Source organism: Blautia liquoris, from assembly GCF_015159595.1.
Lineage (GTDB): Bacteria > Bacillota > Clostridia > Lachnospirales > Lachnospiraceae > Novisyntrophococcus > Novisyntrophococcus liquoris.
In genome coordinates, this window is the sequence record NZ_CP063304.1 from 2,483,832 (window position 1) to 2,507,391 (window position 23,560).

Annotated in this window: 19 protein-coding genes; 3 read left to right on the plus strand and 16 right to left on the minus strand. The window is 39.7% G+C overall.

Annotation, left to right across the window (positions count from 1 at the left end; translation table 11 throughout):
* Window positions 1-44: 44 nt before the first annotated feature.
* The 4 genes from INP51_RS11285 to INP51_RS11300 form a co-directional block, all read right to left on the minus strand.
* Complete coding sequence (locus tag INP51_RS11285) at window positions 45-929, minus strand: carbohydrate ABC transporter permease (protein ID WP_193734949.1); 885 nt, start codon at window positions 927-929, stop codon at window positions 45-47.
* Between the two features lie 14 nt (window positions 930-943).
* Entirely contained in the window at window positions 944-1,834 is an 891-nt protein-coding gene (locus INP51_RS11290; RefSeq protein WP_193734950.1) for an ABC transporter permease, read from the minus strand.
* A 227-nt stretch (window positions 1,835-2,061) separates the two neighbouring features.
* Window positions 2,062-3,084 (minus strand): response regulator transcription factor, encoded by a 1,023-nt coding sequence (locus INP51_RS11295; protein ID WP_193734951.1) that lies wholly within the window; start codon window positions 3,082-3,084, stop codon window positions 2,062-2,064.
* Window positions 3,059-4,855: a sensor histidine kinase gene (locus INP51_RS11300; protein ID WP_193734952.1), complete on the minus strand. Its 1,797-nt coding sequence runs from the start codon at window positions 4,853-4,855 to the stop codon at window positions 3,059-3,061. Before INP51_RS11300 ends, INP51_RS11295 begins: the two co-directional genes overlap by 26 nt.
* 192 nt (window positions 4,856-5,047) lie before the next feature.
* On the opposite strand from INP51_RS11300, the gene INP51_RS11305 reads away from it, so the two are divergent.
* The 3 genes from INP51_RS11305 to INP51_RS11315 all read left to right on the plus strand — a co-directional run bounded on the left by INP51_RS11305 (window position 5,048) and on the right by INP51_RS11315 (window position 7,357).
* Entirely contained in the window at window positions 5,048-5,440 is a 393-nt protein-coding gene (locus INP51_RS11305) for a hypothetical protein (protein ID WP_193734953.1), read from the plus strand.
* A gap of 113 nt (window positions 5,441-5,553) precedes the next feature.
* Window positions 5,554-6,459, plus strand: coding sequence for a BclA C-terminal domain-containing protein (locus INP51_RS16315; protein ID WP_193734954.1), 906 nt, complete (start codon window positions 5,554-5,556; stop codon window positions 6,457-6,459).
* Window positions 6,460-6,472: 13 nt separating this feature from the next.
* On the plus strand, window positions 6,473-7,357 hold the full coding sequence (locus INP51_RS11315) for a BclA C-terminal domain-containing protein (protein ID WP_193734955.1): 885 nt from the start codon (window positions 6,473-6,475) through the stop codon (window positions 7,355-7,357).
* Between the two features lie 116 nt (window positions 7,358-7,473).
* Here INP51_RS11315 and INP51_RS11320 read toward each other — a convergent pair whose 3' ends face one another.
* The 12 genes from INP51_RS11320 to INP51_RS11375 form a co-directional block, all read right to left on the minus strand.
* Complete coding sequence (locus tag INP51_RS11320; RefSeq protein ID WP_193734956.1) at window positions 7,474-8,469, minus strand: LacI family DNA-binding transcriptional regulator; 996 nt, start codon at window positions 8,467-8,469, stop codon at window positions 7,474-7,476.
* Window positions 8,470-8,536: 67 nt separating this feature from the next.
* Complete coding sequence (pgmB, locus tag INP51_RS11325) at window positions 8,537-9,175, minus strand: beta-phosphoglucomutase (protein WP_193734957.1); 639 nt, start codon at window positions 9,173-9,175, stop codon at window positions 8,537-8,539.
* A 27-nt stretch (window positions 9,176-9,202) separates the two neighbouring features.
* Window positions 9,203-10,084, minus strand: coding sequence for a DMT family transporter (locus tag INP51_RS11330; protein ID WP_193734958.1), 882 nt, complete (start codon window positions 10,082-10,084; stop codon window positions 9,203-9,205).
* Window positions 10,085-10,100: 16 nt separating this feature from the next.
* Window positions 10,101-12,413, minus strand: coding sequence for a glycoside hydrolase family 65 protein (locus INP51_RS11335; protein WP_193737347.1), 2,313 nt, complete (start codon window positions 12,411-12,413; stop codon window positions 10,101-10,103).
* Between the two features lie 27 nt (window positions 12,414-12,440).
* On the minus strand, window positions 12,441-15,437 hold the full coding sequence (locus tag INP51_RS11340) for a glycoside hydrolase family 2 TIM barrel-domain containing protein (RefSeq protein WP_193734959.1): 2,997 nt from the start codon (window positions 15,435-15,437) through the stop codon (window positions 12,441-12,443).
* 105 nt (window positions 15,438-15,542) lie between these two features.
* Window positions 15,543-16,364: a carbohydrate ABC transporter permease gene (locus INP51_RS11345; RefSeq protein WP_193734960.1), complete on the minus strand. Its 822-nt coding sequence runs from the start codon at window positions 16,362-16,364 to the stop codon at window positions 15,543-15,545.
* Window positions 16,361-17,296: a carbohydrate ABC transporter permease gene (locus tag INP51_RS11350; RefSeq protein WP_193734961.1), complete on the minus strand. Its 936-nt coding sequence runs from the start codon at window positions 17,294-17,296 to the stop codon at window positions 16,361-16,363. The genes INP51_RS11345 and INP51_RS11350 overlap by 4 nt, the downstream gene beginning before the upstream one ends.
* Before the next feature lie 21 nt (window positions 17,297-17,317).
* Window positions 17,318-18,499 carry an ABC transporter substrate-binding protein gene (locus INP51_RS11355; RefSeq protein ID WP_408610551.1) on the minus strand — a complete coding sequence of 394 codons (1,182 nt, stop codon included), beginning with the start codon at window positions 18,497-18,499 and terminating at the stop codon, window positions 17,318-17,320.
* A 342-nt stretch (window positions 18,500-18,841) separates the two neighbouring features.
* Window positions 18,842-20,137, minus strand: coding sequence for a HAMP domain-containing sensor histidine kinase (locus INP51_RS11360; RefSeq protein WP_230406779.1), 1,296 nt, complete (start codon window positions 20,135-20,137; stop codon window positions 18,842-18,844).
* The gene (locus tag INP51_RS11365; protein WP_193737348.1) at window positions 20,130-20,837 is read right to left on the minus strand and encodes a response regulator transcription factor; all 708 of its coding nucleotides are present in this window, start codon (window positions 20,835-20,837) and stop codon (window positions 20,130-20,132) included. The genes INP51_RS11360 and INP51_RS11365 overlap by 8 nt, the downstream gene beginning before the upstream one ends.
* Window positions 20,838-21,011: 174 nt before the next feature.
* Window positions 21,012-21,983, minus strand: a complete 972-nt coding sequence (locus tag INP51_RS11370) for an SAM-dependent methyltransferase (RefSeq protein ID WP_230406780.1) — start codon at window positions 21,981-21,983, stop codon at window positions 21,012-21,014.
* Entirely contained in the window at window positions 21,970-23,559 is a 1,590-nt protein-coding gene (locus INP51_RS11375) for an MBOAT family O-acyltransferase (RefSeq protein WP_193734963.1), read from the minus strand. Before INP51_RS11375 ends, INP51_RS11370 begins: the two co-directional genes overlap by 14 nt.
* Window position 23,560: the final 1 nt, after the last annotated feature.

Genomic DNA, 23,560 nt, shown 5'->3' on the forward strand with positions numbered 1-23,560 from the left:
ATTAACCTCCTGTGAAATATATAAATTTTTATTGCTTGAGAGAGTCAGCCCTTCACCGAGCCTAAGGTGATCCCTTTGACAAAATACTTCTGTAGGAAGGGATAAATCATCAATATGGGAACCATGGCAATAAATATTTTCGCCGCATCCAAAGATTGATTATTTAGCTGAACCATTTCTTTTATCTGCTCAACTGTCATTGTTGAATAATTCTGCGTTACAACCATCTGCTGGATATAGGTCTGTAGTGGATAATTACTCTGTTTTGTGCTTAATACAAGACCCTGAAAAAAGTCGTTCCAATGTCCTACAATAGTCAATAATGTAATCGTAGCAATCATAGGTTTCGCCAGAGGTATATTGATCTTAATAAAAGAAGTCCACGGATCTGCTCCATCCACATAAGCTACCTCTTCCAATTCGGAAGGAAGGTTGCGGAAGAAATTCATTGCCATTATTACATTAAACACAGGAAGACCCCCAGATAATACAAGTCCCCATACATTGTCAGTTAAGTGATAACTACGCATAGTCATATACCATGGAATAGTTCCGCCATTAAATAACATACAAAAGATCAATATCCACATAAAAATATTTCTTTTGGGAAATTGACTGTTGGATCTGGAAAGTGGATATGCGACTAACAAAGTGCATCCCACCCCCAAAGCTCCTCCCAGAACTACTCTTTGTAAGGATATCCAAAAGGATTTCAAAAAAGCAGTTTCTCCCAGAATCTTCTGATAAGAAAGTAAATTGAATCCAACCGGCCAAAACGTAATCAAGCCCGCATTGACCGCTTCCTTACTGCTTACAGAGACCATAAGAATATACCACAATGGCACAATACATACTAAGGATATCAGAATCAGTACAATTACATTACACACATCAAATATCTTTGACCCTAACGATTTATTTTCAATCATGCTCCACCCCTGCTTTAAAAGATTTTATAACCGGCGAATTTATCAGCTAACCAGTAACCCAATGCTATAAGTATCATGCTCACTACTGATTTTAATAAACCTACTGCGGTTGCAAGACTGAATTGTAGTTCGACAAGTCCGGCGCGATACACCCAGGTATCTAATACATCACCGGTTGAATATACCAGTGGATTATACAAGTTAAAGATCTGATCAAAGCCTGCGTTAAGTACATTGCCCAGTGATAAAATTGCAAGTAGTGCAATGGTCGTTTTAATACCAGGTAAAGTGATGTGCCATAATCTGGAGAATCTTCCTGCGCCATCGACTGCTGCCGCCTCATACAAGGTCGGATCAATTCCCAGCAGTGCAGCTAAGTAAATTACCGCATTATATCCAAATCCTTTCCAGATATCAGTGCCAATAACCAGAGGACGGAATAAATCCGGACGCCCAAAGAAATTGACAGGTTCCAGATTAAAGTGCTGCATGAATGCATTAATCGGGCCAGTATATCCGAAGATATTCAAGATGATTTTTGCAAGTATGACCCATGAAATAAAATACGGTAAATACACAATAGTTTGAATTGGTCGGAATAATTTTTTAATACACAATTCATTCAACAATAATGCAAAAATCAATGGTACAATTAAGTTCCCTATCATTTTTCCTACTGCAATTATTACTGTATTGATTAATACCTGTTTCGTATCGCTGATCTGAAACATATACCGGAAATTTTCCAGCCCGACAAACTGTGATTTAAGAATACCATCAATCGGGTTATAATTCTGAAATGCCATAATAATGCCAAACATGGGAACAATGCTGACTAATGCAAGCCAGATAAAACCAGGAATCAACATAAAATAATATTGCTTTAAAAACTTTTTATTAAACATAAGTAATCCTCCCAATCCAGATTATTTTTGTTCCAGATCATCTGTCTGGTATATTGTAACAAGTATCAATGGGCTCATTCTATAGATTGATGTTCTAAATTTACAAAATTTGTTTTCATTCTTTTACATTTGTTGTAAAAAATGTTTTTATTTTTTAAAACATTTTTCTGACAGACAAAAAAGGAGCTTATCATTCATATGAATTGAGCTCCAACCTATGTACGTATTTAATTGGTATATTTTTTTCTAAACTCTGTAGGAGAACATTTCATTTCTTCATGAAACACACGATTAAAGTAATTGATGTCTTCAAAACCGGATTCTTTAGCGATATCAATAACCCGCTTGTCTGATTCTTCTAATAATCCGGCAGCTATGCGCATACGTTTTGCTCTGATATATTCGCGAAATGTTTTCCCTGTATATTTTTTAAAGTTAATACTGAAATAGCTACGGCTCATGCCTAGTTTGTCTGCAATCTCTTCCGCTTTTAAACTATCTTTATAATGCAGCTTCAAATAGTGAATTGCTTTTATCATACAGACTTGCATCTTTTCATTGGTATCCTCTTCTAACGCCCACTGATATAATTCATCTCTCCACTTTATCAGCCACTCCAGAATTAAATCTATATCCGTAAAATACGGAATCATAGACTCTTCTCTTCCGAAACTATTATCAATAATTTGTATACATTTTAATAACAGGCGTTCCAGCTTTCTTGTACCCGGATTTATTTGCTTTGTTTTTCTCACCAGCGCTTCAAAACATGGCGTATCATACAGCCAGTATAAATGTTGCCACTCAATTTTTAAACGCTCCCAGAATTCTTGATTTTCATGATCCTCCGAAGTAGAATTAATATTTGCTTTTTCCTCAAAACGCCGGAAGATTCTGGATAGCATTGCAGCTCCATCTTCCTTTTCCATCTGAATCTTTGATATGTATTCCAATACCCCATACCGAATTGCAGCCTGTGCATAGGTAAACTCTTCAAAAAAGGTCAGCACTACAAATTGAACGTTAGGATATTCCTTACGACTGGTCTCCATTAACTCCATACCGCCAATTTCCGGCATGTCGATATCGACAAACATGATATCCACCTCATGTTCCCTTAAAAACTCAAGGGCCACCCTTCCATTTTGAACGTCCCCTACAATCTTCATATTAAAATCCGCCCAGGGCAAAATAGAAATAATTCCCTTTCGAGCCAGTTTATCATCATCTACGATCAATACCTTTATCATTGTTTTCCTCCAACGGTAACAATATAGTAACCTTAGTCCCCTTATTGAGTTCGCTGTTTATGGTCAGTAACGCACGGCCATCATAAAAAGAATCCAGCATAGATCTGACATAGCGTAATCCAACTCCATCATTTTCTTCTGTTCCATCCGAGGTATATTCGAATGGACGATTGATTCTTTCCAATTGTTCAACAGTGAGACCTTTTCCATTGTCTTTGATAGTTATTACTACATATCCCATCTTTTCATCTTTGAACAATCGTATATATATCATGCCTGTATTTCCCAGTCCATGGCGAATCGCATTCTCCACCAGGGGCTGAAATAGCAATCTTATGGTAGGCTGATCCAGATAATCTCCCTCTTCCACTTGAAGATCCAGTTCAAAATCATATCGCATCTTCTGCAAATTAACATACTGTCTTAAGAACTCTAATTCTGTTCGAAATGTTGCAGTTTTTGCCTGTTTTCCCAAATTATATGACAGTAAAAAAATCAGACTTGATATAAAATCACTGATATCTTTCTGCTTCTTAATCTGTGCCATCCACTGAACTGAATTTAATGTATTCAAAAGAAAATGGGGATTTATCTGATACATGAGCTTTTCAACTTCTGTTTTACTTCTCATTTTTTCTTCGTTTTCTACATCAACGAGTAATTGTTTAATCTGTTTTTTCATATTACTGAATTGCTGCATTAATTTATCAAATTCTCTAACGCCGAACGCATAATCGACACCATCCAAATTTCCCTGCCCTGCTTGTTCAATTTCCTCTCCAAATAATTGCAAAGGGCGGTAAATTAATCGATATATCGTTAATACCGATAGATAAAACATAACAATGGAAAGAAGCAGGATGAAAAAAATACGATTTCTCCATTGATAAATTTCCCTTCGATATAACTGTTCCTTTACAGCAAAAACGTTCGTATATCCTATCTTACTTTTTTGGGCAACAATAAAATACCCGTCTTTCATACCGGTAAAAGATTTATCCGAATCAAAATCATCATCAATTCTAAGTACTTCCCCTGTCTTAAAATCACCACTACTGGTGTATTGAATCACCTGGGAAGCATCCAGCTGCAATAACACAAAAGGAAGTACCTTTTTTGACCCTAAATCAGAATCTTCTAAGTATTCTTCTACATTAACTTTTGTTTCCACATAGGTATACAATTTCTTATGTCTAAAAGCATCTTCTCCCAGCATTGATATAACCAGACCATTGCTGCTTTTACACTTTGATAAACCCAGTCCTCTCAGACAATCATCACCTGCGGATATCAGTACGGGTGCATCCTTAAGATTATAATTATCTAACATCATATTTTCATCAAACAAGCATGCTTTATTATATGGATCGTAATAGCCTGCAAAATTAACGGAAGAATTCGGAAAACTTATATTCACCAATTCTTTGGAAAGTTCTCTTTTTGTCTTATAAATATAATAGGCATTTTCCTGAGACATATAGTCCGTTAATAATGAGCCTATTGTTCCGCCTTCTTTCATCTGCTGCGTAATCCGTACCATGCTAAAATAAGCCTCATCCATATGTTCCGTCATCTGCTTTAAAGAAAGCTTTAATGTAGCTTCTGTTTTATTTTTTTCCATGGAATGTAAGGCAGCATAGGATACCACTACAAGTGAAAGCAAACTTACCACAGTCACCATTAGTATAATTGCTATTAAACGCTGTCTTATAGAAGAAAGCCTGTTTTTTTTCAAAATTTTGTAATTAAGGCCCATCTTAAATAGCTCCATTTTCATCCATCTAGTAAGCATACCCAACAAATTTTATAGTATTTGCTGCATTTTATTATACAGCATTTAATCTTTAAATGAAACAAAAATGGGGAAAGTTTTTATTCAGCAAGAGTTTCCTTAAATATAAAGATGAAACTTGTCACTTTTTGTAGATTTTCGTCATATACTTTATTAAGAGGAGGTGATTGAATGTCTATGCCTGAATTCCCAGAGCCAAATCCTGATTTTACTCAGGAGCAGGCTTTGACGATGATTTTATCATCCATCGCACTTGAAGAGTTGTCCCTTAGTCATATCCTAAATGCCGAAGGTGAAAAAATACAGCATGTTCTGAAGAATAAGTGCTGCCAGAGTTCTGCAGATGCAAAGGACATTCTGGCTGTCAATAAAAGTGCAAAAGAACTGTTGGATACAGTCCTTCAAAACCAGATCATTTTAAAAAACAAAATGGACAAAGTGTTGGAGTATCTGCCTCATCCACCCGATCCTGCGCCCCCCTGCCCATGTGCATCCTGCAAGGCGCCGAGAGGACACTGTCCCTGCTTCCATTGCTGCAGTTATGTCTGCCGCAGGGATTCCTGATGACCAGTATTCTGCAGCAAAAAGCAGTATCAAAAAAACCTGAATATCTTTTATGCAGCTACATATGATGGCCACATTATATGTAATAAAAATGAAGAAGAGAGGTAATATCTATGTCACAACCTTCATTCCCCAATAATCCCAATATTTCACGGGATGATGCGGTGAATCAAATATTATCATCCATTGCGATGGAGGAACTTGGACTAAGCCATGTGATCAATGCGGAAGGAGAAAAACTCCAGTATGTATTGGGAACACTGCCTGGTGCCACGGGACCTGCAGCAACTATTGATGATTTGCTTAATACCAATGAGAGTGTGCAAAATCTTTTACAAAATGCTTCCTACAACCAACTACTGCTAAAGTCTAAGATGCAGCAGGCATTGTCCGCATCTGAAATGGCGGGACCTACCGGACCTACTGGGCCTGCCGGACCTGCCGGAGATGCCGGGGGACCTACCGGACCTACAGGACCTGCCGGACCTATGGGACCTATGGGAGCGGCCGGACCACAAGGACCCGCCGGAGATGCCGGACCTACCGGTCCTGTGGGCGCAACCGGGCCTACCGGAGCCCCAGGACCTGCCGGACCCACAGGACCTGCCGGGACAAATACGACCGCAACCTCGGCATATGCTTACGCATCGGGAGGCACACTCACTGCCTCATTGAGCGGTACACCTGTCCCCCTGACAAACGGTCAAATCCTTCCAACCGGCATCACAGTAGATGGATCATCTACAACCTTTACAGTTTCAGCTGCAGGCCGTTATCGAATTGCCTATGCTGTAAATGTCACCGCAGCAATCTTGCTAAGTACACAGATTATGATAAACGGAACCGCAAATACTGCTTCTATTGTAGACCCCGTAATTAGTCTTTCCAACTACACGAATGAAATTCTCGTGGATTTGGCGGCCGGATCTACAATCCAGCTGCAAGTAGTAGGTGTTTCACTGAATTTGACACTGACAAACGGCGCAGGCGCCACTTTAATGATTACTCGGCTGAGTTAAAGGAGGGATCGATATGTCACTGCCACAATTTCCCTCAACACCTGATTTAAACAGACAAGATGCCATCAATCAAATCGTCTCTTCGATTGCCTCAGAAGAGCTGGCTCTTAGTCATGTTATCAATACAGAAGGAGAAAAAATACAATATGCGATTGGCTCCCTCCCTGGTTTGGAGAACAGTGCTACTGTAGCAGAAGTAAATGATATTAACGATAGTTCTTCCAATGCACTCGGAGCTGTACTGGAAAACCAGATTGTCCTAAGTGGTAAACTCACACAGGCTATGCAGGCACCGGTCCTATATGGGCCTGTGGGGCCTACCGGTCCAATCGGGCCAACAGGTGCTGATACCGGCGCTGCCGGACCTGAGGGTCTTCCAGGGGCTGTCGGTCCTGCCGGTCCTGATGGGCCTGACGGACCGGCCGGACCGACTGGCGAGACCGGTCCCGCAGGGCCGACTGGCCCTCCGGCGCCTACCCCTCCGCCTTCTGCCACAGCGGGTTTTGCAGCAAATACCAGCGGAGGACTCATTACCGTACTACTTGGGGGCACGGATATCGCATTCCCTAATGTTCAACTATTTTCGCCAGATATGACATTAACCGGCGGCAATACGACGGTTACAGTAAATACAGCCGGATTGTATCGCGTTTCGTATCATGTGAATACTACGGCAGCCGTTTTACTCGGAACACGCCTTGTCATCAATGGAGGAATTCTGACCCAGTCCATGGTTCCCCCGGCTCTCACCTTATCTCAGTTCTACAATGAGATCGAGGTAAATCTGGCACAGGGCAGTACTATCCGCCTGCAGATGTACGCTCCGGTGATTACAGGCGTCGCAACCTTGCTGAGCGGCAGTTTGGGAGCCTCGTTGATGATCATTCGACTGGGCTGATTATCAAAACTGTGCAATCTGTGTACGATAACCGCTTTTTGTAAAATCAAAAGAGAGCTTTTGCTCTCTTTTGATTTCTTTTATATATAGGCACCTCGCCCTTTTATGGATTTGTGCTATGCAGAAATTCCACTGACACTTTCCCGAATAATTAATTTAGCTGGAAAAAAGGTTCTCATACTTACATCTCTGTTTGAGTATATTCTTTCCGTCAATATATCTACCGACTGTTCCCCCATCAGATTCATAGGAACATGTACTGTAGTCAGTGGAGGAACTAGATATTTTGCCATAGAAGTGTCATTGAAACCGATAATACTGATATCTGCAGGAATCTTTAATCCGAATTCTTGCGCTGCATTATAGCATCCCACTGCAAGTGAATCATTTGCTGCGAATATTGCCGTAGGTTTTTCCTTTAACCTAAACAGTTCCCTGCTCATATGATAACCATGTTTCGGTGTATATCCGTCAGTCTTTATATAGTTTTCGTTCAAGAGGTTTTGTTTCTCCATAAAAGAATGGAAAACAGAGGTCCTTAAATCGGTGATTTTTCTTCTGTCACTATCCAAATCGCAGCCTCCGATAAATGCGATTTTTCTGTGTCCTTTTTTCAATAAATATTTCAAAACGTTTTCCACTGAGTATTTAAAATCAATCAGTACTGAGTCAAACATTTCAATATCTCCAGGTGCATCTACGAATATGGATGGTTTTTTAAACATCTTTATTTTATCCAGCATTGAATTATCAAAAGTCCCCAGACATATAATTCCATCCAATGATACTATACTGTCAGGGCTGTCTTCAATATTGACATACGTCTTTTTGAATTCTCTTTCCTCTATTCTCTTTTCAATGGCAACTCTGACAGACAAGTAAAAGGTATCCTCCAGCTCCTCTTCCAGCGAATAAGAACATAACAGTCCTAATTTAAGCTTTTTCTTTCTCCGTTTTTTATTTTGCGTCTGATATTCAAGTTTATCGGCAGCTTCAAAGACCCTCTGTTTTGTTTCATCCAGAGCATTTAGAGTACTGTCAAAATTTAATACCCGTGAAACTGTTGCCACTGAAACACCTGCCATTTCAGCTATCTGTTTAAGTGTTGCCATATTTAATCTCTTTCCATTATAAATGATATTTTGATTTTATCACATGCGATAGGTGATTGCAACTTGCTCACTCGACCACCTGCAGAAGATCGGTAAAATGCATTAGTTTATATGTTGCCTGCGGAAATAGCACTGCATCTAAAAGTGCAGCACTATCCATTCCTCCCGCCTGCGCCGCTTGAATTCCTGCTTTTGCATCTTCCACGACCAGACACTTTTCGGGTTCTTCTCCCAGATACTGTGCTGCTTTTAGAAACACTTCCGGGTCAGGCTTTGAATGTAAGATGTTATTTCCATCGGAAACAGCATCGAAATAATGACCCAGACCAATCTGATCTAGTATGAATTGCGCATTCCTGCTTGAAGATCCGATGGCCAGTTTTAAACCTTTATCTCTCAGGCTATCCAGTGTCTTTTTTACATCCGGCGCCAGCTCGTCTTTTGTCATGTTTTTTAACAATGCCTGGTATATTTGATTCTTCTTTTCTGTATATGCTTTCTTTTCCTCCTGGCTTAAGGTTCCGTGATATCCTTCCAGTATAATATCAAAGCTTTCCATACGGCTGACGCCCCGCAGACGATTGTTTATCTTTTGATCAAAATGAATACCGAGTTCACAGGCTATGGCTTTCCAAGCCTGATAGTGATATTTATCCGTATAGCATATCACGCCGTCTAAGTCGAAAATCACTGCTCTATATTTCATGTTCGTCACACATTCATCCTTCCTGTTTCATCTCTGCTTTATTTTTTCGCCTCTAGGTTCTGATTTCACCGACAAATTAGAAATAATTACGGCTGTTAATATCACCAAGCACCCTGCAATCATGCGCGGTGTTATTACTTCCTGTAAAATGATGACAGAAAACAACGTTCCAAAAACGGATTCCATGGACAGAATAATTGCTGCCTTCGTTTCATCTACATATCTTTGACAGCTTGTCTGCAGCAGATAACATAAGGATGTGCTCACAAAACCTAAGTACAATACACTCCCTGTTCCCTGCGTTGTAATATGTATATCTGTTTGTCCTGAAAGAATCATACAGATTGCAGAAAGCAGAAAAGCTGTTGCCATCTGGACAAAGTTCAACTGAGATGTCTTGTATTTCTTTACAAATTCACCTGTAAAGAAAATCTGAAAAGCAAAACCCACTGCACACAAAAGTGTCAGCCCATCGCCAAAATTCAACGACAAGTTGCCTTCAAACGACAGCAGAAAAACACCTGCAACAGACATCACGGCGCCCATATATCCCATAAACCCTATCTTCTTTTTTAAAACTACGAAAGCTATAAAAGGTACCATGACAACATTGAGAGCCGTTAAAAATGCATTTTTAGAGGGCGTCGTATACTGTAATCCGATAATCTGAAAGGCAAAACCGGCAAAAAGGGAGATTCCCATTATAACGCCTGCCCGTATCGTCTCCCACCTGATATTTTTCAGAGATCTTGCACTGACTGCTCCAATAAATACAACTGCTATAAAAAATCTGACAGTCATAATCTGAAAGGGCAACATGCTTTCCAAAGCCATATCACTGGCAACAAATCCCCCTCCCCATATCATGGTCACTAATAAAAGACCTCCGATGGCAAACCACTTTTTCATAAACGACTCCCTTCAATTACAATATAACCTCATCTCCATGAATGATTACTTTTTTACATTTTCCAGACAAGAGCTTAGTCTGTACCTTGTTTTCTTTGGTAATATGAATTTCTAACCAAGAGTCACGGTGATGAATCCGAAAGGTAAGCCTTTCCCACTCTTTTGGCATATGGGGGGATATTTGCAGCACGCCTTCTTCGCTCAAAGAAACACCTGCAAAGCCAAAAACCACAGTCTGCCATACACCTCCTGTATTAGCAGCGTGTATACCTTCCCTTGTATTTCCCTGCATATTTAACAGATCAAGAAACGCCGCACGGTTAAGATAGCGATACGCTTTCGAATCATCTCCCACTTTCAATCCCATTACCGAATAAACACTTGGACTCAATGATGAACCGTGTAAAGTCCTTTTCTCGTAATAATCATAATTCTCTTTCATCATGGCAGGAGAAAATTCGTTTCCCATAAGATGCATGAGCATCACGACGTCAGCCTGCTTGATAATCTGTGTCTGACTGGCTTTTTTGTGTTTTAATTTTTTTGGGCGTATTGGCCAGTCATTCTTATCATACTCTTCGATTATGATATTTTCCAAATCAAAATATCCTTCAAACTGTTCCAGCAGATTTGTTCCCTCTTTTTTTGGCAGATATATCTTTTCCTTTATACAATGCCAGCTCTTTTGTTCATCCTTTGTAAGACCTGTTTTCTCAATTAATTTTCTGTATACAGCCGGCTGCTCTTTTTCTATCTGCCTTAAAAGGGGACTGACGTATCCCAGATTCCATCGGGCGAGATAATTTGTGTAAAGGTTGTTATTCACGGGTTCATGCCACTCATCCGGGCCAGTAACCTGATGAATCTCATATCTGTCTTTCTCTTTTACATATTCGCATCGGCTGGCCCAGAATCTGGCTGTTTCGATAAGTATCTCTGCACCTTTATGATACAAAAAGTCCATGTCCCCTGTAATCTTTACATAATTATAAATACCATAGGCAACCGCGGCTGTTACATGATGTTCATATTTTGCCACATAGCAGCGATAACAGGTGCCATCGGGCTCGATTGTCCAGTCTGGGCACTGTTCCAATCCGTCATCTGCAGACTCCCAGGGATATTGTGCACCCTTATAACCATTCTTCTTTGCGTTTACTTTTGCTGCATCCAGAAGTCTGTATCTGTAAGTCTCAATATTTTGAGCTGTTTCAGGAAAGACATAAGAAAAAAATGGAAGCATAAATAATTCTGTATCCCAGAAGGCATGACCTCCATATTCTTCTCCTGACAAAAGTTTCGCGCCTACGTTTACACGATCCTCATGCTCATTTGCTGCACTCATCAGATGAAAAATATTAAACCTGACAGCCCTGTCTAATGCAAAATCTCCCTCAATCTCAATATTCGCTTCCCTCCACATCACCCGATATACACCGCAGTGACCAGCCAGTTCCGCATCGACTCCATCTTGCATAAACTTCTCAATTTCATCCGCAGCCTTTTTATGTATTTCATATTGGGGGCACTCTCTTTGAGTATAAACAGAAACAAACTTGTCCAGCTGATAACAGGTACCCTGTTTTGCATGGAAATCTCCGAATTCAACTGCCTGTTCGCCAAATGCATGAAATACTCGATTTCTCAGCAGTTTTTTATTATCTTTATATACTTCCAGATAACATCCTGTTCCAACATGAAGATGATCGTCTCTGGTTGCAGCTTCCATGTAAATGCCATTTTTCTGTAAGTTTTCATTGGCTGTTACGTACGTATGTTTCACTTTAAAGCGAGGTGCATCGTAAAAATTAATGACACTTCCATCTATAATATTTTCAATCTCCACAATTCCGCTGTAATTCACAGGAGTCAAATATAACCGAACACACATACGATGCACATGAGCGCGACTCACAAAACGCATCCCTTCGACAAGTGTTATCCGTCCATTTTTATCTTTTAAAAGTAGATGTTTTGCTAGGATTGCACGCCTCATATCCAACACCCTGGAATATTCGAGTATTTCGCAGTTTTCTACTCCTATCAGCTGCTTCTCCACATACATCTTAATACCCAGCCAATTGGGAAGTGCCGCCAATTCACGCATAAATGTCTCCGACTTGTCAAAAACTCCGTTTACATAGGTGTATGGCAGAGTATTCTTTGTTCCATCTTCATGACTGCCTCGAATTCCCATATAACCATTGGACAGTGCAAACAAGCTTTCATATTTAAGATTCTCATCTGATTTATAATTTTCCTCTAAAATCAACCACTCATCAGAACTCATCTGCTCTTTGATATTTTCGGAAAATCTGTCTCTAATCATCATCGTTCAGCTCCTCTCATAGTATTGTCAATTCCAATAACGCTCTCTGGCTTTTGTCAAAAAGTGATCCTTGTCGACAACTTGCAGAGTAAATGTCATAGAAAAGTTCTGGAGTTTTACTTTGTATTTTTCTTGCTGTTCCTCCCCACAGCTATTACTTCCCAGACCCGAATGCAGGTAATCCAGATGAATAAGGACATCCTCAGCCTCTTCTATTTCATAGGGATGTTGTGCGATTTCGAGACTTTCATCGGAATAATTTGACAGATTCCATCCGAGCGGTTTTTCCATCTTGCATAATAGCCCGTCTTGATCCGCATACAACCCAAACCATTTTACATTCTCTCTGTGACCATTCTCCTGAGGATATAAATACCTTGTCTGCAAATCATCCACTGTACTATCATAAATCCCCATAGAACTTGCAGATTTACTGTCTGGATAACTTTCTCCCGGACCAAGGCCATACCATTTCGTCTTCTGCAATTCTTTATTTCCCTTCATGAAAATTCCGATTCTCGGCAAAAATTCCGGCTCTAATTTTCCTTTTTGTACACGCTGTGCCTGCAAGTTCACCTTGACCTGACCAGAAGGATAAACCGTGTACTCATACACGCAATGATAACCCCAGGACTGATTCAGACACCCAAAATATTTTCCTATTGTGACAAGAGCTTTATCTTCTTTGCTTTTTACATTGACATATTCTGTCTGTTCAGAAGATTTCTGAATAAAATACCTATTCATCCAATCCTCTTTTTTATACATATCGTTATCAATGGTCGCTCGATATACTGTCATCTGCGGGCCATCCGTCAGGTAGTCTTTTCCGTCTTTCGATAAAGATACCATCTTTCCGTAGACCATATGGAATTTAACTGAAATATTTCTATTCTCTATTGTCAAAAGATGGGAGTCCTCTTTGAACGTCAGCTCCTCTCCTGTTTCTCTCTCTGATAATTCAGTATTTGTGATTTCCAACGGAAACTGTACCGTTGAAATAATATGACCCTTTGAGGCATAGTTTACGTCCTCTTTCAGGCATACACACACTTTCAAATAATAATCTGTATTTGCTTTTGCACGAAAGGAATGAAAGGGTATCTCCACCCATTCCTCGTTATGTGGCTTTGCCGATAGGTGATCCATGATACCACTTTGAATCACCGTGCCTTCTTCTTCGATGAACCAGTCAATTTCTACTACACTTAGGGATAGAAAGTCAAAATAATTTTTGATCTGAAATTCTCGTATGCTTCCTTCTGTCCGGGTCACTTCTACCGGCGCTATAACTTGACTGTATTCAAAAAGCGCAGGAGAAGGGCTCCTGTCCGGCATTAAAAGTCCATCGATACAGAAATTTTTGTTTGAGGGGAAATCTCCAAAATCTCCTCCATAACGATAGAATTTCTTTCCATTTTTCTCTGTGTAAACTCCATGGTCATACCACTCCCACAAGAATCCGCCCTGGAGCCTTTTATACCGACGAAACAGATTCTGATAAGCTTTTAATCCTCCCGGGCCGTTACCCATGGCATGTCCATATTCACACATAATATGTGGTTTCTTATTATCGGTACCCATCTCTCCAATTTTTTGCAGCTTCTGTATCCGTGTATACATCGTAGAGTAGACATCGGTAACTTCAGCATCTGAATCTCCTTCATAGTGAATAAGTCTCGTAGAATCCAGAGCTCGGATTTCTTGTGCTGCTCTTTTAAAGTTATTCCCAAATCCAGATTCATTTCCCATGGACCACATTATGACAGAAGGATGGTTTCTGTCTCTTTGAACCATACGCACATTTCTGTCCACATAGGCCATCTGCCAACCCGGATCATCGGTAATCCAATTATAATTTTCAACCCATTCAAATCCGTGACATTCCAAATCTGCTTCATCAATTACATAAAGTCCAAATTCATCACATAGATCGTAAAAATATTCATTTGAAGGATAGTGTGAACAGCGAACCGCATTCATATTATACCGTTTCATCAAAATTATATCGGATCTTATCTGCTCATAAGTCACACATCTCCCCTCTCGTGGATTGAAATCATGATGATTGACGCCATTTAACAAAATCACCTGGTTATTCACACGTATATTACCATCTTTTATTTCGATTTTTCGAAATCCAACACGTACCTTTATCTCATGTTCCTCTGTAGAAACGGTCAACATATATAATCTTGGCGTTTCCGCTGTCCAGGTCTTTACCTCCTCCACTCGCTCCTCTATATGAACCGTTCTATTTTTCGAATAGACACTGGATTTTGAAATTTCGTGTCCTCGATATTCCAATCTCCAGTTCACAGTCCCCTGATAATTTTTCAGGCAAATATCCGCTGTTAGGATTCCATTTTGATAAGCAGAATCCAGTGTTGCATCTACCCGGCAATCAAGGATTGCATTCTTTGGTTCATTTATCAGTTCAACATCTCTGTAGATTCCTGACAGCCACCACATATCCTGATCTTCCAGCCATGTCCCATCCGACCATTTATATACGCGGACGGTTATATCATTTTCCCCTTCCCTTACCAGTTCTGTAATATCAAACTCACTGGGAAGGCGGCTTACTTTACTATAGCCTGCATGACAACCGTTCACCCACACATCGAAGGCACTGTCTACGCCATGAAATTTTAAGATGGTATCCTGTCGAAGCCAGTCACGGTCCAACCGAATCTTTCTCTTGTATATCCCAGTCGGATTTTCTGTGGGAACAAAGGGTGGATTTATGGGAAATAAATACAATACATCTGTGTAGTGCATTTTGTCATAGCCGCGCATCTGCCATACAGATGGAACATCTATCGTATCCCATTCCTGGTCGGTATCTGCCTTTTCAAAACCTTCCGGAGATAGTTCCGGTGCATCCAGATATTGGAATTTCCACTCGCCGTTTAGACTGATTTTCGGAGCGGAATCCCCATAAAAAGATGTCCTTGCTTCTCTTCTGTTGATTTCTAAGAGACTCTGATCTTCCCATCTTTTCTTTTTTCTACTTGCTGTCATGCTTATTATACTCCTCATCTATTATGTCTTTTACGATTAAAGATAGCCAAACGGCTTACCAAATGCCTGTGCATCTGAGATACCGCCTGGCTGTTTTATAAAGTACTATTTGATAGAACCGCTGGTTCCCTCCACAATATACTTCTGTGCAATAATAAAAATAATGATTGGTGGAATGATCATAACCACTGTGATACATAACATGGGAATAATCCTGCTGTCATGTATGCCTTTAAACGATGCCAGCCCCAAGGCTAGTGTATATTTTGATCTATCCTGCAAAAAAATCAACGGGCCAAGGTAATCGTTCCATACTGTAAGCATATTTAAAACTCCGACCAGAATCAGGGTCGGCTTTAATATCGGCATATAGATCCTCCAGTAGATTTGAAACGCATTCGCCCCGTCGATACGAGCTGCCTCCTCGTAGTCCTTTGGAATCCCCATCAAAAACTGTCGCATAAGGAAAATATAATATGCTGATCCGAACCATGCCGGTACAATAAGGGGTTTCAGTGTATTAATCCATCCAAATAAGTTGAATTCCATATATTGCGGAATCATAGTTACATCCCATGGAATCATCATTGTGGATAGAAGGATCATAAACAGTACGTTCTTTCCCTTGAATTCAAATCGCGCAAACCCATATGCCACAAGCGAGCAGGATAAAATCTGCCCGACAGTTGTCAGGATCGTCACAATGAGAGAGTTTAATGTATACGTTCCAAACGGCTGCGTCTGCCATGCGTTTTTATAATTTCCCCAGTTCCATTTTGAAGGAAAAAGCTTTGGAGGATAAGCAATTGCCTCTGCCTCCGTTTTAAAACTCGAAAAAAACATGTAGATAAATGGTGCTAAAAAATATATGGCTGCTGCAGTCAAAAGAATATATAAAACCACTTTTGTTTTCTTAGATTGCTTCATGTATTCTTCCTCCGTTTCCCCTTCCTTTTTCCGCTGTTTTCATTCTTTACTTCAGATTCATAGAAAACCCATGCGGATGAGGATCTAAATACGAATGCGGTCAGCAAAAGGATGATTACGAACATAACCCATGCATTTGCACTGGCATACCCCATTTTATGATGTTTAAAAGCATTGTTATATGTATAAAGCCCGTAAAAATATGTCTTTTTTAAAGGTCCGCCCCCTGTAAGCAGCATGACAAGAGTTACTTGTTGAAAAGATCCTATGATCGATGTAATCAGATTAAACAATATTGTCGGTGTAATCATAGGTAAAGTAATACTAAAAAATTGTCTGGCCGCATTTGCCCCATCCAAAGAAGCAGCCTCGTATACGTCACCGGGAATATTTTTAATATCTGTATAAAAGATCAGCATCATGCTCCCAACACCAAAAGCACTTGCGATGATTACTGCAAATAGAGCCCATGCAGGATCAATTAACCATTTTGGTCCCTTTATCCCAATCAGAGATAACAGGTAATTCAGCGCACCGTAGTCACCATTTAAAATCCATCCCCAGATAATTGATACGGCAACCCCTGAGACAACGGAAGGAATATAAAATATTGTCCGGTAAATCTTAACACCTCTCAAGGGCTGTGTAATCAGCATAGCTAAAAACAGGGCAATAATCAGATTTAAAGGAACAAAAATAGCAGCATACTTTAAACTGATACCTAGGGATTTCCAGAACTGTTTATCCTGTGTAAACATCTCAATGTAATTTCCAAAGCCAATAAATTCACGCGTTGAAGTCAGCGGCCAGTCAAAAAAGCTCATGACAAGCGACAAAATAAGCGGTCCAATTGTAAAGACTAAAAATCCAATAATCCAGGGTGAAATAAAAATATATGGAGTTGCAGTTTTCATAAATTTCTTCTTTTTCATAGAAACTTCCGTTCTTGTCTTTTATTCTGACAACTGATCTAATGTTTCAGAAACATCTTGTAACGTACTTGGATTAAATATTTCCTCAAAAGATAAAGATAGGTCTTCCGAAGTCTCTGACCAATCTTTTATAATGAAACTTGCCGGCGTGTGACCGGAACTTTGTTCTAACATTAAGTAAAAAGGTGCAAATTCAGGCTTATCCATTATTTTTTCAGAATCGACCACATTCATAAGAACAGGAAGTTCCAGCCCGATACGGTTCTTATTGCTCTCCTCATTTGTCCAGTATTTCATAAATTCCCATGCCGCATCTTTATTTTTACTATCTTTGGACATTGCAATACCGGATGAGCTTAATATACTTACAGAAGGCTGCTTGCCAAACGACGGAATCTTAGTTATACCATAATTCATCCCATCTTCTTTCAGTGAATTGATGGACCAGGAACCATAGACATACATCGCCGATTGACCGGAACGAAATTCATCCGTTCCGCTTTTCTCAGTTGCAACTGCATAACCTTCTTTCTCCATACCTTGAAACATCTGAAATACTTCTTTGGATTCATCCGAATTGATATATCCATCCATCTGTCCGTCTTTGCCACAATAAGCCGATCCGTTACTCCACAAATACATCTCATAGTCATAGGGGTCCGGTTTCATCTGGAAGGAAAAACCTTTTGCATCTGTTTTTTCAGATATAGCTTTTGCTGCTGTCTGCAGATCTTCCCAGGTCCAGTCATCGGTTGGCTCATCAATCCCTGCTTCCTGAAATAAATCTTTGTTATAAAACAGGGCATGTGTGGTAAAGCCCACTGGGATTCCGTATATTTGTTCGTTCATAGAATTATAATCCCACAATGTATCATAAAAATCCTTCTTATAATCCTCCCCTTCTTTCTCTATATACGAATCCAATGGTTCCAGTCCTTCATAATATGCCGGATAATTCCACATGTACATGACATCCGGAGTATCACCAGATCCCATACCGGCACTGATTTTTGTATCAAAATCGCTGCCATAGGCTTCTAAACTAACTTCAATATCATCATGAGTCTTATTGAATTCATCTACAACCCCTTGCTGTAAGTCAATGTCATCTGCCACATCCCAGGATGCAAAACGTAATTTTGTTTTCCCGCCTTTATCCGCTTTCGCATTATCCTTTTTTTGTTCTCCTCCACATCCGGTCATGAAGACAGAAACTGCCGTGATCAACAGGATCCCTCCAAATAGTTCTCTTCTTTTCATAATACCTCTCCTTTTTACTTGGTAAATATATGGTATCATTTTACTAAGTAAATGTAAATATTTTTTACTTCTTTACTTTTTTTTCTATTTTCTTCACAAAAGAAAGGATTGTTTTTTATGCATATTTATTTGGAGATGATTTTCCACATCCTGAAAAAATCGTCAAGGTTAAAACAATCGTCAAAAAACCGTATACCGCATTTTTCCTTTAGACAAAAAACCGATGGTTTAAATGAGTCTTCAATTTAACCATCGGTCTTTTTTTTATATTTAGTTCCTATTTATTTATATGGGGAAAGAGAGCTCAATAGCAAAAGACTTTGCTGTCTTTTTTATCTCACACACTCCACCCATTTTCTTCATCATGCTATTGATACTTTGAATTCCAACCTGTGTACTTTCCACTCGTTCACTTTGGAACTTAATTTCATTTTCGACAGAGAATCCAATTCCTCTATTATCGTCTAGCAAACGCATAACTATTGGTTTTTCAATATCAGCATACTTTATAATATTTGATGAAATGTTATCCATAATCCGCATTACATATGGTGTATAAATCTGTATCTTTTTCTCAATCCATTCTATATTGAAGTCTACTGCAAAGCCTTTCGACTGGAAATAACTGCACATTTCCGAAAACAGATCATAGAATATCACTTCAAAAAATTCCGGTGATTCCAATCTGATTTCATCGTTTCCTGTCACAAGCGAATATTCAAACAAATGATCCGTCAGTTGCTTCATTCTGTATGTTTTTTGTTCTATTTTCTCAATATATTCCTTTAACTGATCTTCATCTTTATATTTTTCCTTTTTCAAAAGTTCTGTATATAGCAAAATGGATGTTACTGGCGTTCTCAGATCATGGGACATCTCTGTAACAATTTTTTGATTCTCCCGTACAATTCTCGTTTCCTGTTCAATCATCTCCCCAAAAGAAATCCGCATGGCATCCAAACCCTCCGCAAGTACTGCCAATTCATCTTTTCCTTTTATTGTAACAGAATAATCTAATCTGCCACCTTCCAATATCTCAATTTCATTGCCAAGCTGCAAAATATAATTCATTTTTTTTCGAATTCCCACAAACACCAACAACAAAAACAAAATAAAGGAAACTACTAATTCTATAATAAGCGCATAATTTTCGGCTCGATAGCCATACAAACCGCTAACAACTACCTCTGCTTCTCCATCTGCAAACGTAATTGTATAATATGTTTCCCACTCATAGTTATTAGCACTGATTTCTTCTTCCCAAATCGCCTCATCTGGATATTCCGAACTAAATACCAAAATATCGTCTTTATAAATATCTACTAAAATTATATTTTGTTTTTTTACCCAACTAGTTAACGCCTTTGTATCTTTTGAAGAAAGTTGATTTTTATTGACATAACCTTGCAGTTTATTTGCATATTCCTCTCCTTTTTGTTTTTGGTAATCGAGACTATAATAATAACTATCAATCACGTAACCAACTACTTGATCCAATATTAAAAAATTCACGCCTGCCACAACTGCTGATATAATCAACAGACGTAAAAGTTGAAAATACATGGAATCTTTTCTATGCAATGCCCGTGCCAAAGCGGTACCCCTTTCCCCATACGGTTTTTATATATTTGGGAGTTTTCGGATCGGGTTCAATCTTAACTCTCAGTTTTCTGATATGCACCATAATTGTGCCGTTACATGAATAAAAATACGGTTCATTCCAAACACTTTCGTAAAGATTCTGTGCCGAAAAAATTTTACCTGGGTGTTGCATCATTAGCAAAAGAATATGGTACTCAATGTCCGTTAACTCTTTTTCATTCCCATCTACATATACCTCATTGAAATGCTCATGTATCCGGACACCCGCTGACTCCAAATATTGTTCTTCTTTACTTTCGTTCTTTCCCTGATATACTTTATATCTCCTCAAAAGTGCCTTTACCCTTCCAAGTAGCTCCGCATAAGAAAAGGGTTTGGGAAGATAGTCATCCCCGCCTGCCATCAAGCCAATCAATTTATCAGATTCCTGAGCCTTTGCTGTCAAGAAAAGTACAGGCACATTTGATTCTTTTCGTATTTCTTCGCAGGTACGAAGCCCGGATATTCCCGGCATCATAATATCTAGAATTACCAAATCTGTATTTTCGTCCAGAATATCCAGTCCTTTTCTCCCGTCTGCCGCTTCTTTTACTATGTAGCCTTCACTTTCCAAAAGAATACGCACACCTTCCCGAATATCCACATCATCTTCAATAATTAGAATCTTTTCCCCTGCCATCGCTTTCACCGGTTCCTTTCTTCCAGACACCTGTCATTTCGCCCACGTGAACTCTTGTTTCACAATCTGCGTTACTGTTCACACAGACTGATTAAATGGTCTGGCATCATATCTATTGTATCAGAACACCGTCGTCTTGTAAAAAAAACATGAAACGAATAATGTTTTTTCAAATCATCTAAGTTTTTCTTTTATTTTTTCCGAATACTCTTTCCCAGTCTTTTCCCATGACTCATATCCTGCCTCCTTGCGATGATCTGAAAGTTTATAGTTCGTTCGCAAATAGTTTCCGAGATATTCTGTAACTTTGGTCGCACCTGACAGATTCAGATGATCTCCTTTGTCCAGACTGTCTGTATTCCAGTCAATTCCGATTTTCTGCTGAAGAAGGTTCATCTCCAGATATTTCAGTCCACGCTCATCCGCGTAATTTAAAAGTGCATTATGGGTACGATAATTATAGTTCTTCGGAGAAGGTGTTGCAGCCAGCAACAGTTCTATATTTTTCTCTTTGCATAAATCAATAATTTTTCCCATATAATACTGGACGCCTTCGGATATTTCTTTTTTATCAGTCGATTTTTTCATGTATTCGCCTTTTGTATAAGGAACTACCGCCTCACGTAATGAAAATCCTTTATACATTTCTTCTCCATACGTTGCTCCAATCAGGAGCGGTTTCCAAATATCATGATAACGAAAAAGTGGAATGCGATAACTACCTTCCTCTATTATTGTAGTCTGCAAACTAGAAACGACTTTCTGATCCCGGAATATCATATTTGTTTCCAATATCACGATTTTGGGCGTCTGACTTTTTATCGCGGTCAGCAATGTGTAATAAGCTTCCTGTAGTTTCTGACCGGACTGTCCGCAAACATAAGCTGTAATTCCTTGCTGCTCCCACAACTGCATCGGAGAAAATGCAGAGTAGCTGAGGCTGTCTCCGAGAATCAATGCATCTATGGTATTTTTCGGTTCTTTCTGAATACCAGTAATATTTTTATTGCGGCTTTTGACGAAGCTTTCATTCTCCATGGATATCCTCAGCATCAGTTTCGATAAACTTGTCAGTAAAAGAGACAATATCCCAAAAAATAAGGCTGTTTTTCTTACCGCTTTTAACTTCCTCTTAAAATCCTGCATAAATCAAATCCACCTGTTGATAACCGACTCCATACGCCCCAAAAATCACTACCGCAAGAATCAGTCCATAGTATAGTGCCCACCGAACCGGCAGACAAAGTTTTTGTAGTTTCCTTTCTCCCATCAAATTCCTTTCTCTGACTATGCCGTACAATGCCACAACCACGCAGCCCACGCCTATGGCTATAAAATCTGCCTGATCCAGTCCAAGGTTCAGTAATGTTCCATCCACTAGTTTGTTCAGGTCAAAGTCTCGGAAAATGCTGAGAAACATATGTATTCCTGCCCGTAATCCATTTGCCCGGAAGAAGAGTTCTCCAACAAAAATAATGATCCACGTCTTTCCTGTCTGGAGAATCTTCCAGAAGAACATCTGATCATTTATGTGCAGTATCTCCAGGCATTTATTCCGTACAGGCTCCAACATAATTCCACACATTAATATAGAAAAATAATACATTCCGTAAAAGATATAGCTCCATCGCGGTCCGTGCCACAATCCGTTGCAAAGCCAGACCGGAAAAAGGGCGATAGCGGATATTCCAACTTTTGTCAGGTGCTTTCCCAAATGTTTCCTCCCAAAACGGTTCCATCTTTTAGCTATGCCGGACATGGATACAGGATAAAACACATACGTCTTAAACCATACTCCCAGTGTAATATGCCACCTTCTCCAAAACTCAGACGCATTTTTGGCAAAAAACGGCTGTCGAAAATTTTCGGGGAGAATAATGCCAAACATTCTGCCGCTGCCAATTACAATATCCATACTACCGGAAAACTCCATATAAAGCTGCACTGTATACGCAACAGCTGCCGCCGCCACAACAGCCCCCTTATACTGACTATAATTCTCAAAAATAGCCTGCACGACTACATACAGACGGTCGGCTATAATCATTTTCTTAAATAGTCCCCAAAAAATGCGGATACTTCCCTGTGCCAAATGCTCTCCTTTTAAGGAAGTACCCTTCCACAAAGTGTCTGCCGTCTGACTGTACATACTGATCGGACCTTCCATGATCTGCGGGAAAAATCCCAGAAATAGTGCAATCTTTCCAGGATGACGTTCTGGCGGGATCTTCTCCCAGTAGACATCCACCATATACCCAATCGCCTGCAGTGTATAAAATGAAATCCCAATTGGAAGCAACAGGGCTTTTGCCTGTAGAGGTTCTCTCCTTCCAAGTGTCGCCGAGAGTTGACTCATATTCTGTGCAAAGAAGTTGTAATACTTCAGATACCCCAGAATTGCCAGCAGCAGAATTATGCCTCCTGCAAGCACGGTTCTTTCCTTCTTTTTGTAGTTTTTCTTAATATTGGCACACTCTTCTTTTGACGCATGTTCCAGTTCCATATGACATCTTAATTTCAGCCATGCTTGCCATACGCCGATATAATGCGACCATAGGGATGTACCGATCAGATGGATAACCAGTTTCCCGCTGACCATCCAGGAAAAGACGTATCCTGCTGCTAAAAGCGTTACCCACCGCACTTTTTTTGGCGTAATTTGGTATGCCAAAAGTACCAACGGAAGGAACAGGAACAGATACGCCGAAGTATGATACGACATC

What these genes read in the sequence shown, in the direction of transcription:
- INP51_RS11285 (WP_193734949.1), bottom strand. Translation starts at nt 929, where the DNA reads ATGATTGAAAATAAATCGTTAGGGTCAAAGATATTTGATGTGTGTAAT.
- INP51_RS11290 (WP_193734950.1), bottom strand. Translation starts at nt 1,834, where the DNA reads ATGTTTAATAAAAAGTTTTTAAAGCAATATTATTTTATGTTGATTCCT.
- INP51_RS11295 (WP_193734951.1), bottom strand. Translation starts at nt 3,084, where the DNA reads ATGATAAAGGTATTGATCGTAGATGATGATAAACTGGCTCGAAAGGGA.
- INP51_RS11300 (WP_193734952.1), bottom strand. Translation starts at nt 4,855, where the DNA reads ATGGAGCTATTTAAGATGGGCCTTAATTACAAAATTTTGAAAAAAAAC.
- INP51_RS11305 (WP_193734953.1), top strand. Translation starts at nt 5,048, where the DNA reads ATGTCTATGCCTGAATTCCCAGAGCCAAATCCTGATTTTACTCAGGAG.
- INP51_RS16315 (WP_193734954.1), top strand. Translation starts at nt 5,554, where the DNA reads ATGTCACAACCTTCATTCCCCAATAATCCCAATATTTCACGGGATGAT.
- INP51_RS11315 (WP_193734955.1), top strand. Translation starts at nt 6,473, where the DNA reads ATGTCACTGCCACAATTTCCCTCAACACCTGATTTAAACAGACAAGAT.
- INP51_RS11320 (WP_193734956.1), bottom strand. Translation starts at nt 8,469, where the DNA reads ATGGCAACACTTAAACAGATAGCTGAAATGGCAGGTGTTTCAGTGGCA.
- pgmB (WP_193734957.1), bottom strand. Translation starts at nt 9,175, where the DNA reads ATGAAATATAGAGCAGTGATTTTCGACTTAGACGGCGTGATATGCTAT.
- INP51_RS11330 (WP_193734958.1), bottom strand. Translation starts at nt 10,084, where the DNA reads ATGAAAAAGTGGTTTGCCATCGGAGGTCTTTTATTAGTGACCATGATA.
- INP51_RS11335 (WP_193737347.1), bottom strand. Translation starts at nt 12,413, where the DNA reads ATGATTAGAGACAGATTTTCCGAAAATATCAAAGAGCAGATGAGTTCT.
- INP51_RS11340 (WP_193734959.1), bottom strand. Translation starts at nt 15,437, where the DNA reads ATGACAGCAAGTAGAAAAAAGAAAAGATGGGAAGATCAGAGTCTCTTA.
- INP51_RS11345 (WP_193734960.1), bottom strand. Translation starts at nt 16,364, where the DNA reads ATGAAGCAATCTAAGAAAACAAAAGTGGTTTTATATATTCTTTTGACT.
- INP51_RS11350 (WP_193734961.1), bottom strand. Translation starts at nt 17,296, where the DNA reads ATGAAAAAGAAGAAATTTATGAAAACTGCAACTCCATATATTTTTATT.
- INP51_RS11355 (WP_408610551.1), bottom strand. Translation starts at nt 18,499, where the DNA reads ATGACCGGATGTGGAGGAGAACAAAAAAAGGATAATGCGAAAGCGGAT.
- INP51_RS11365 (WP_193737348.1), bottom strand. Translation starts at nt 20,837, where the DNA reads ATGGCAGGGGAAAAGATTCTAATTATTGAAGATGATGTGGATATTCGG.
- INP51_RS11370 (WP_230406780.1), bottom strand. Translation starts at nt 21,983, where the DNA reads ATGCAGGATTTTAAGAGGAAGTTAAAAGCGGTAAGAAAAACAGCCTTA.
- INP51_RS11375 (WP_193734963.1), bottom strand. Translation starts at nt 23,559, where the DNA reads ATGTCGTATCATACTTCGGCGTATCTGTTCCTGTTCCTTCCGTTGGTA.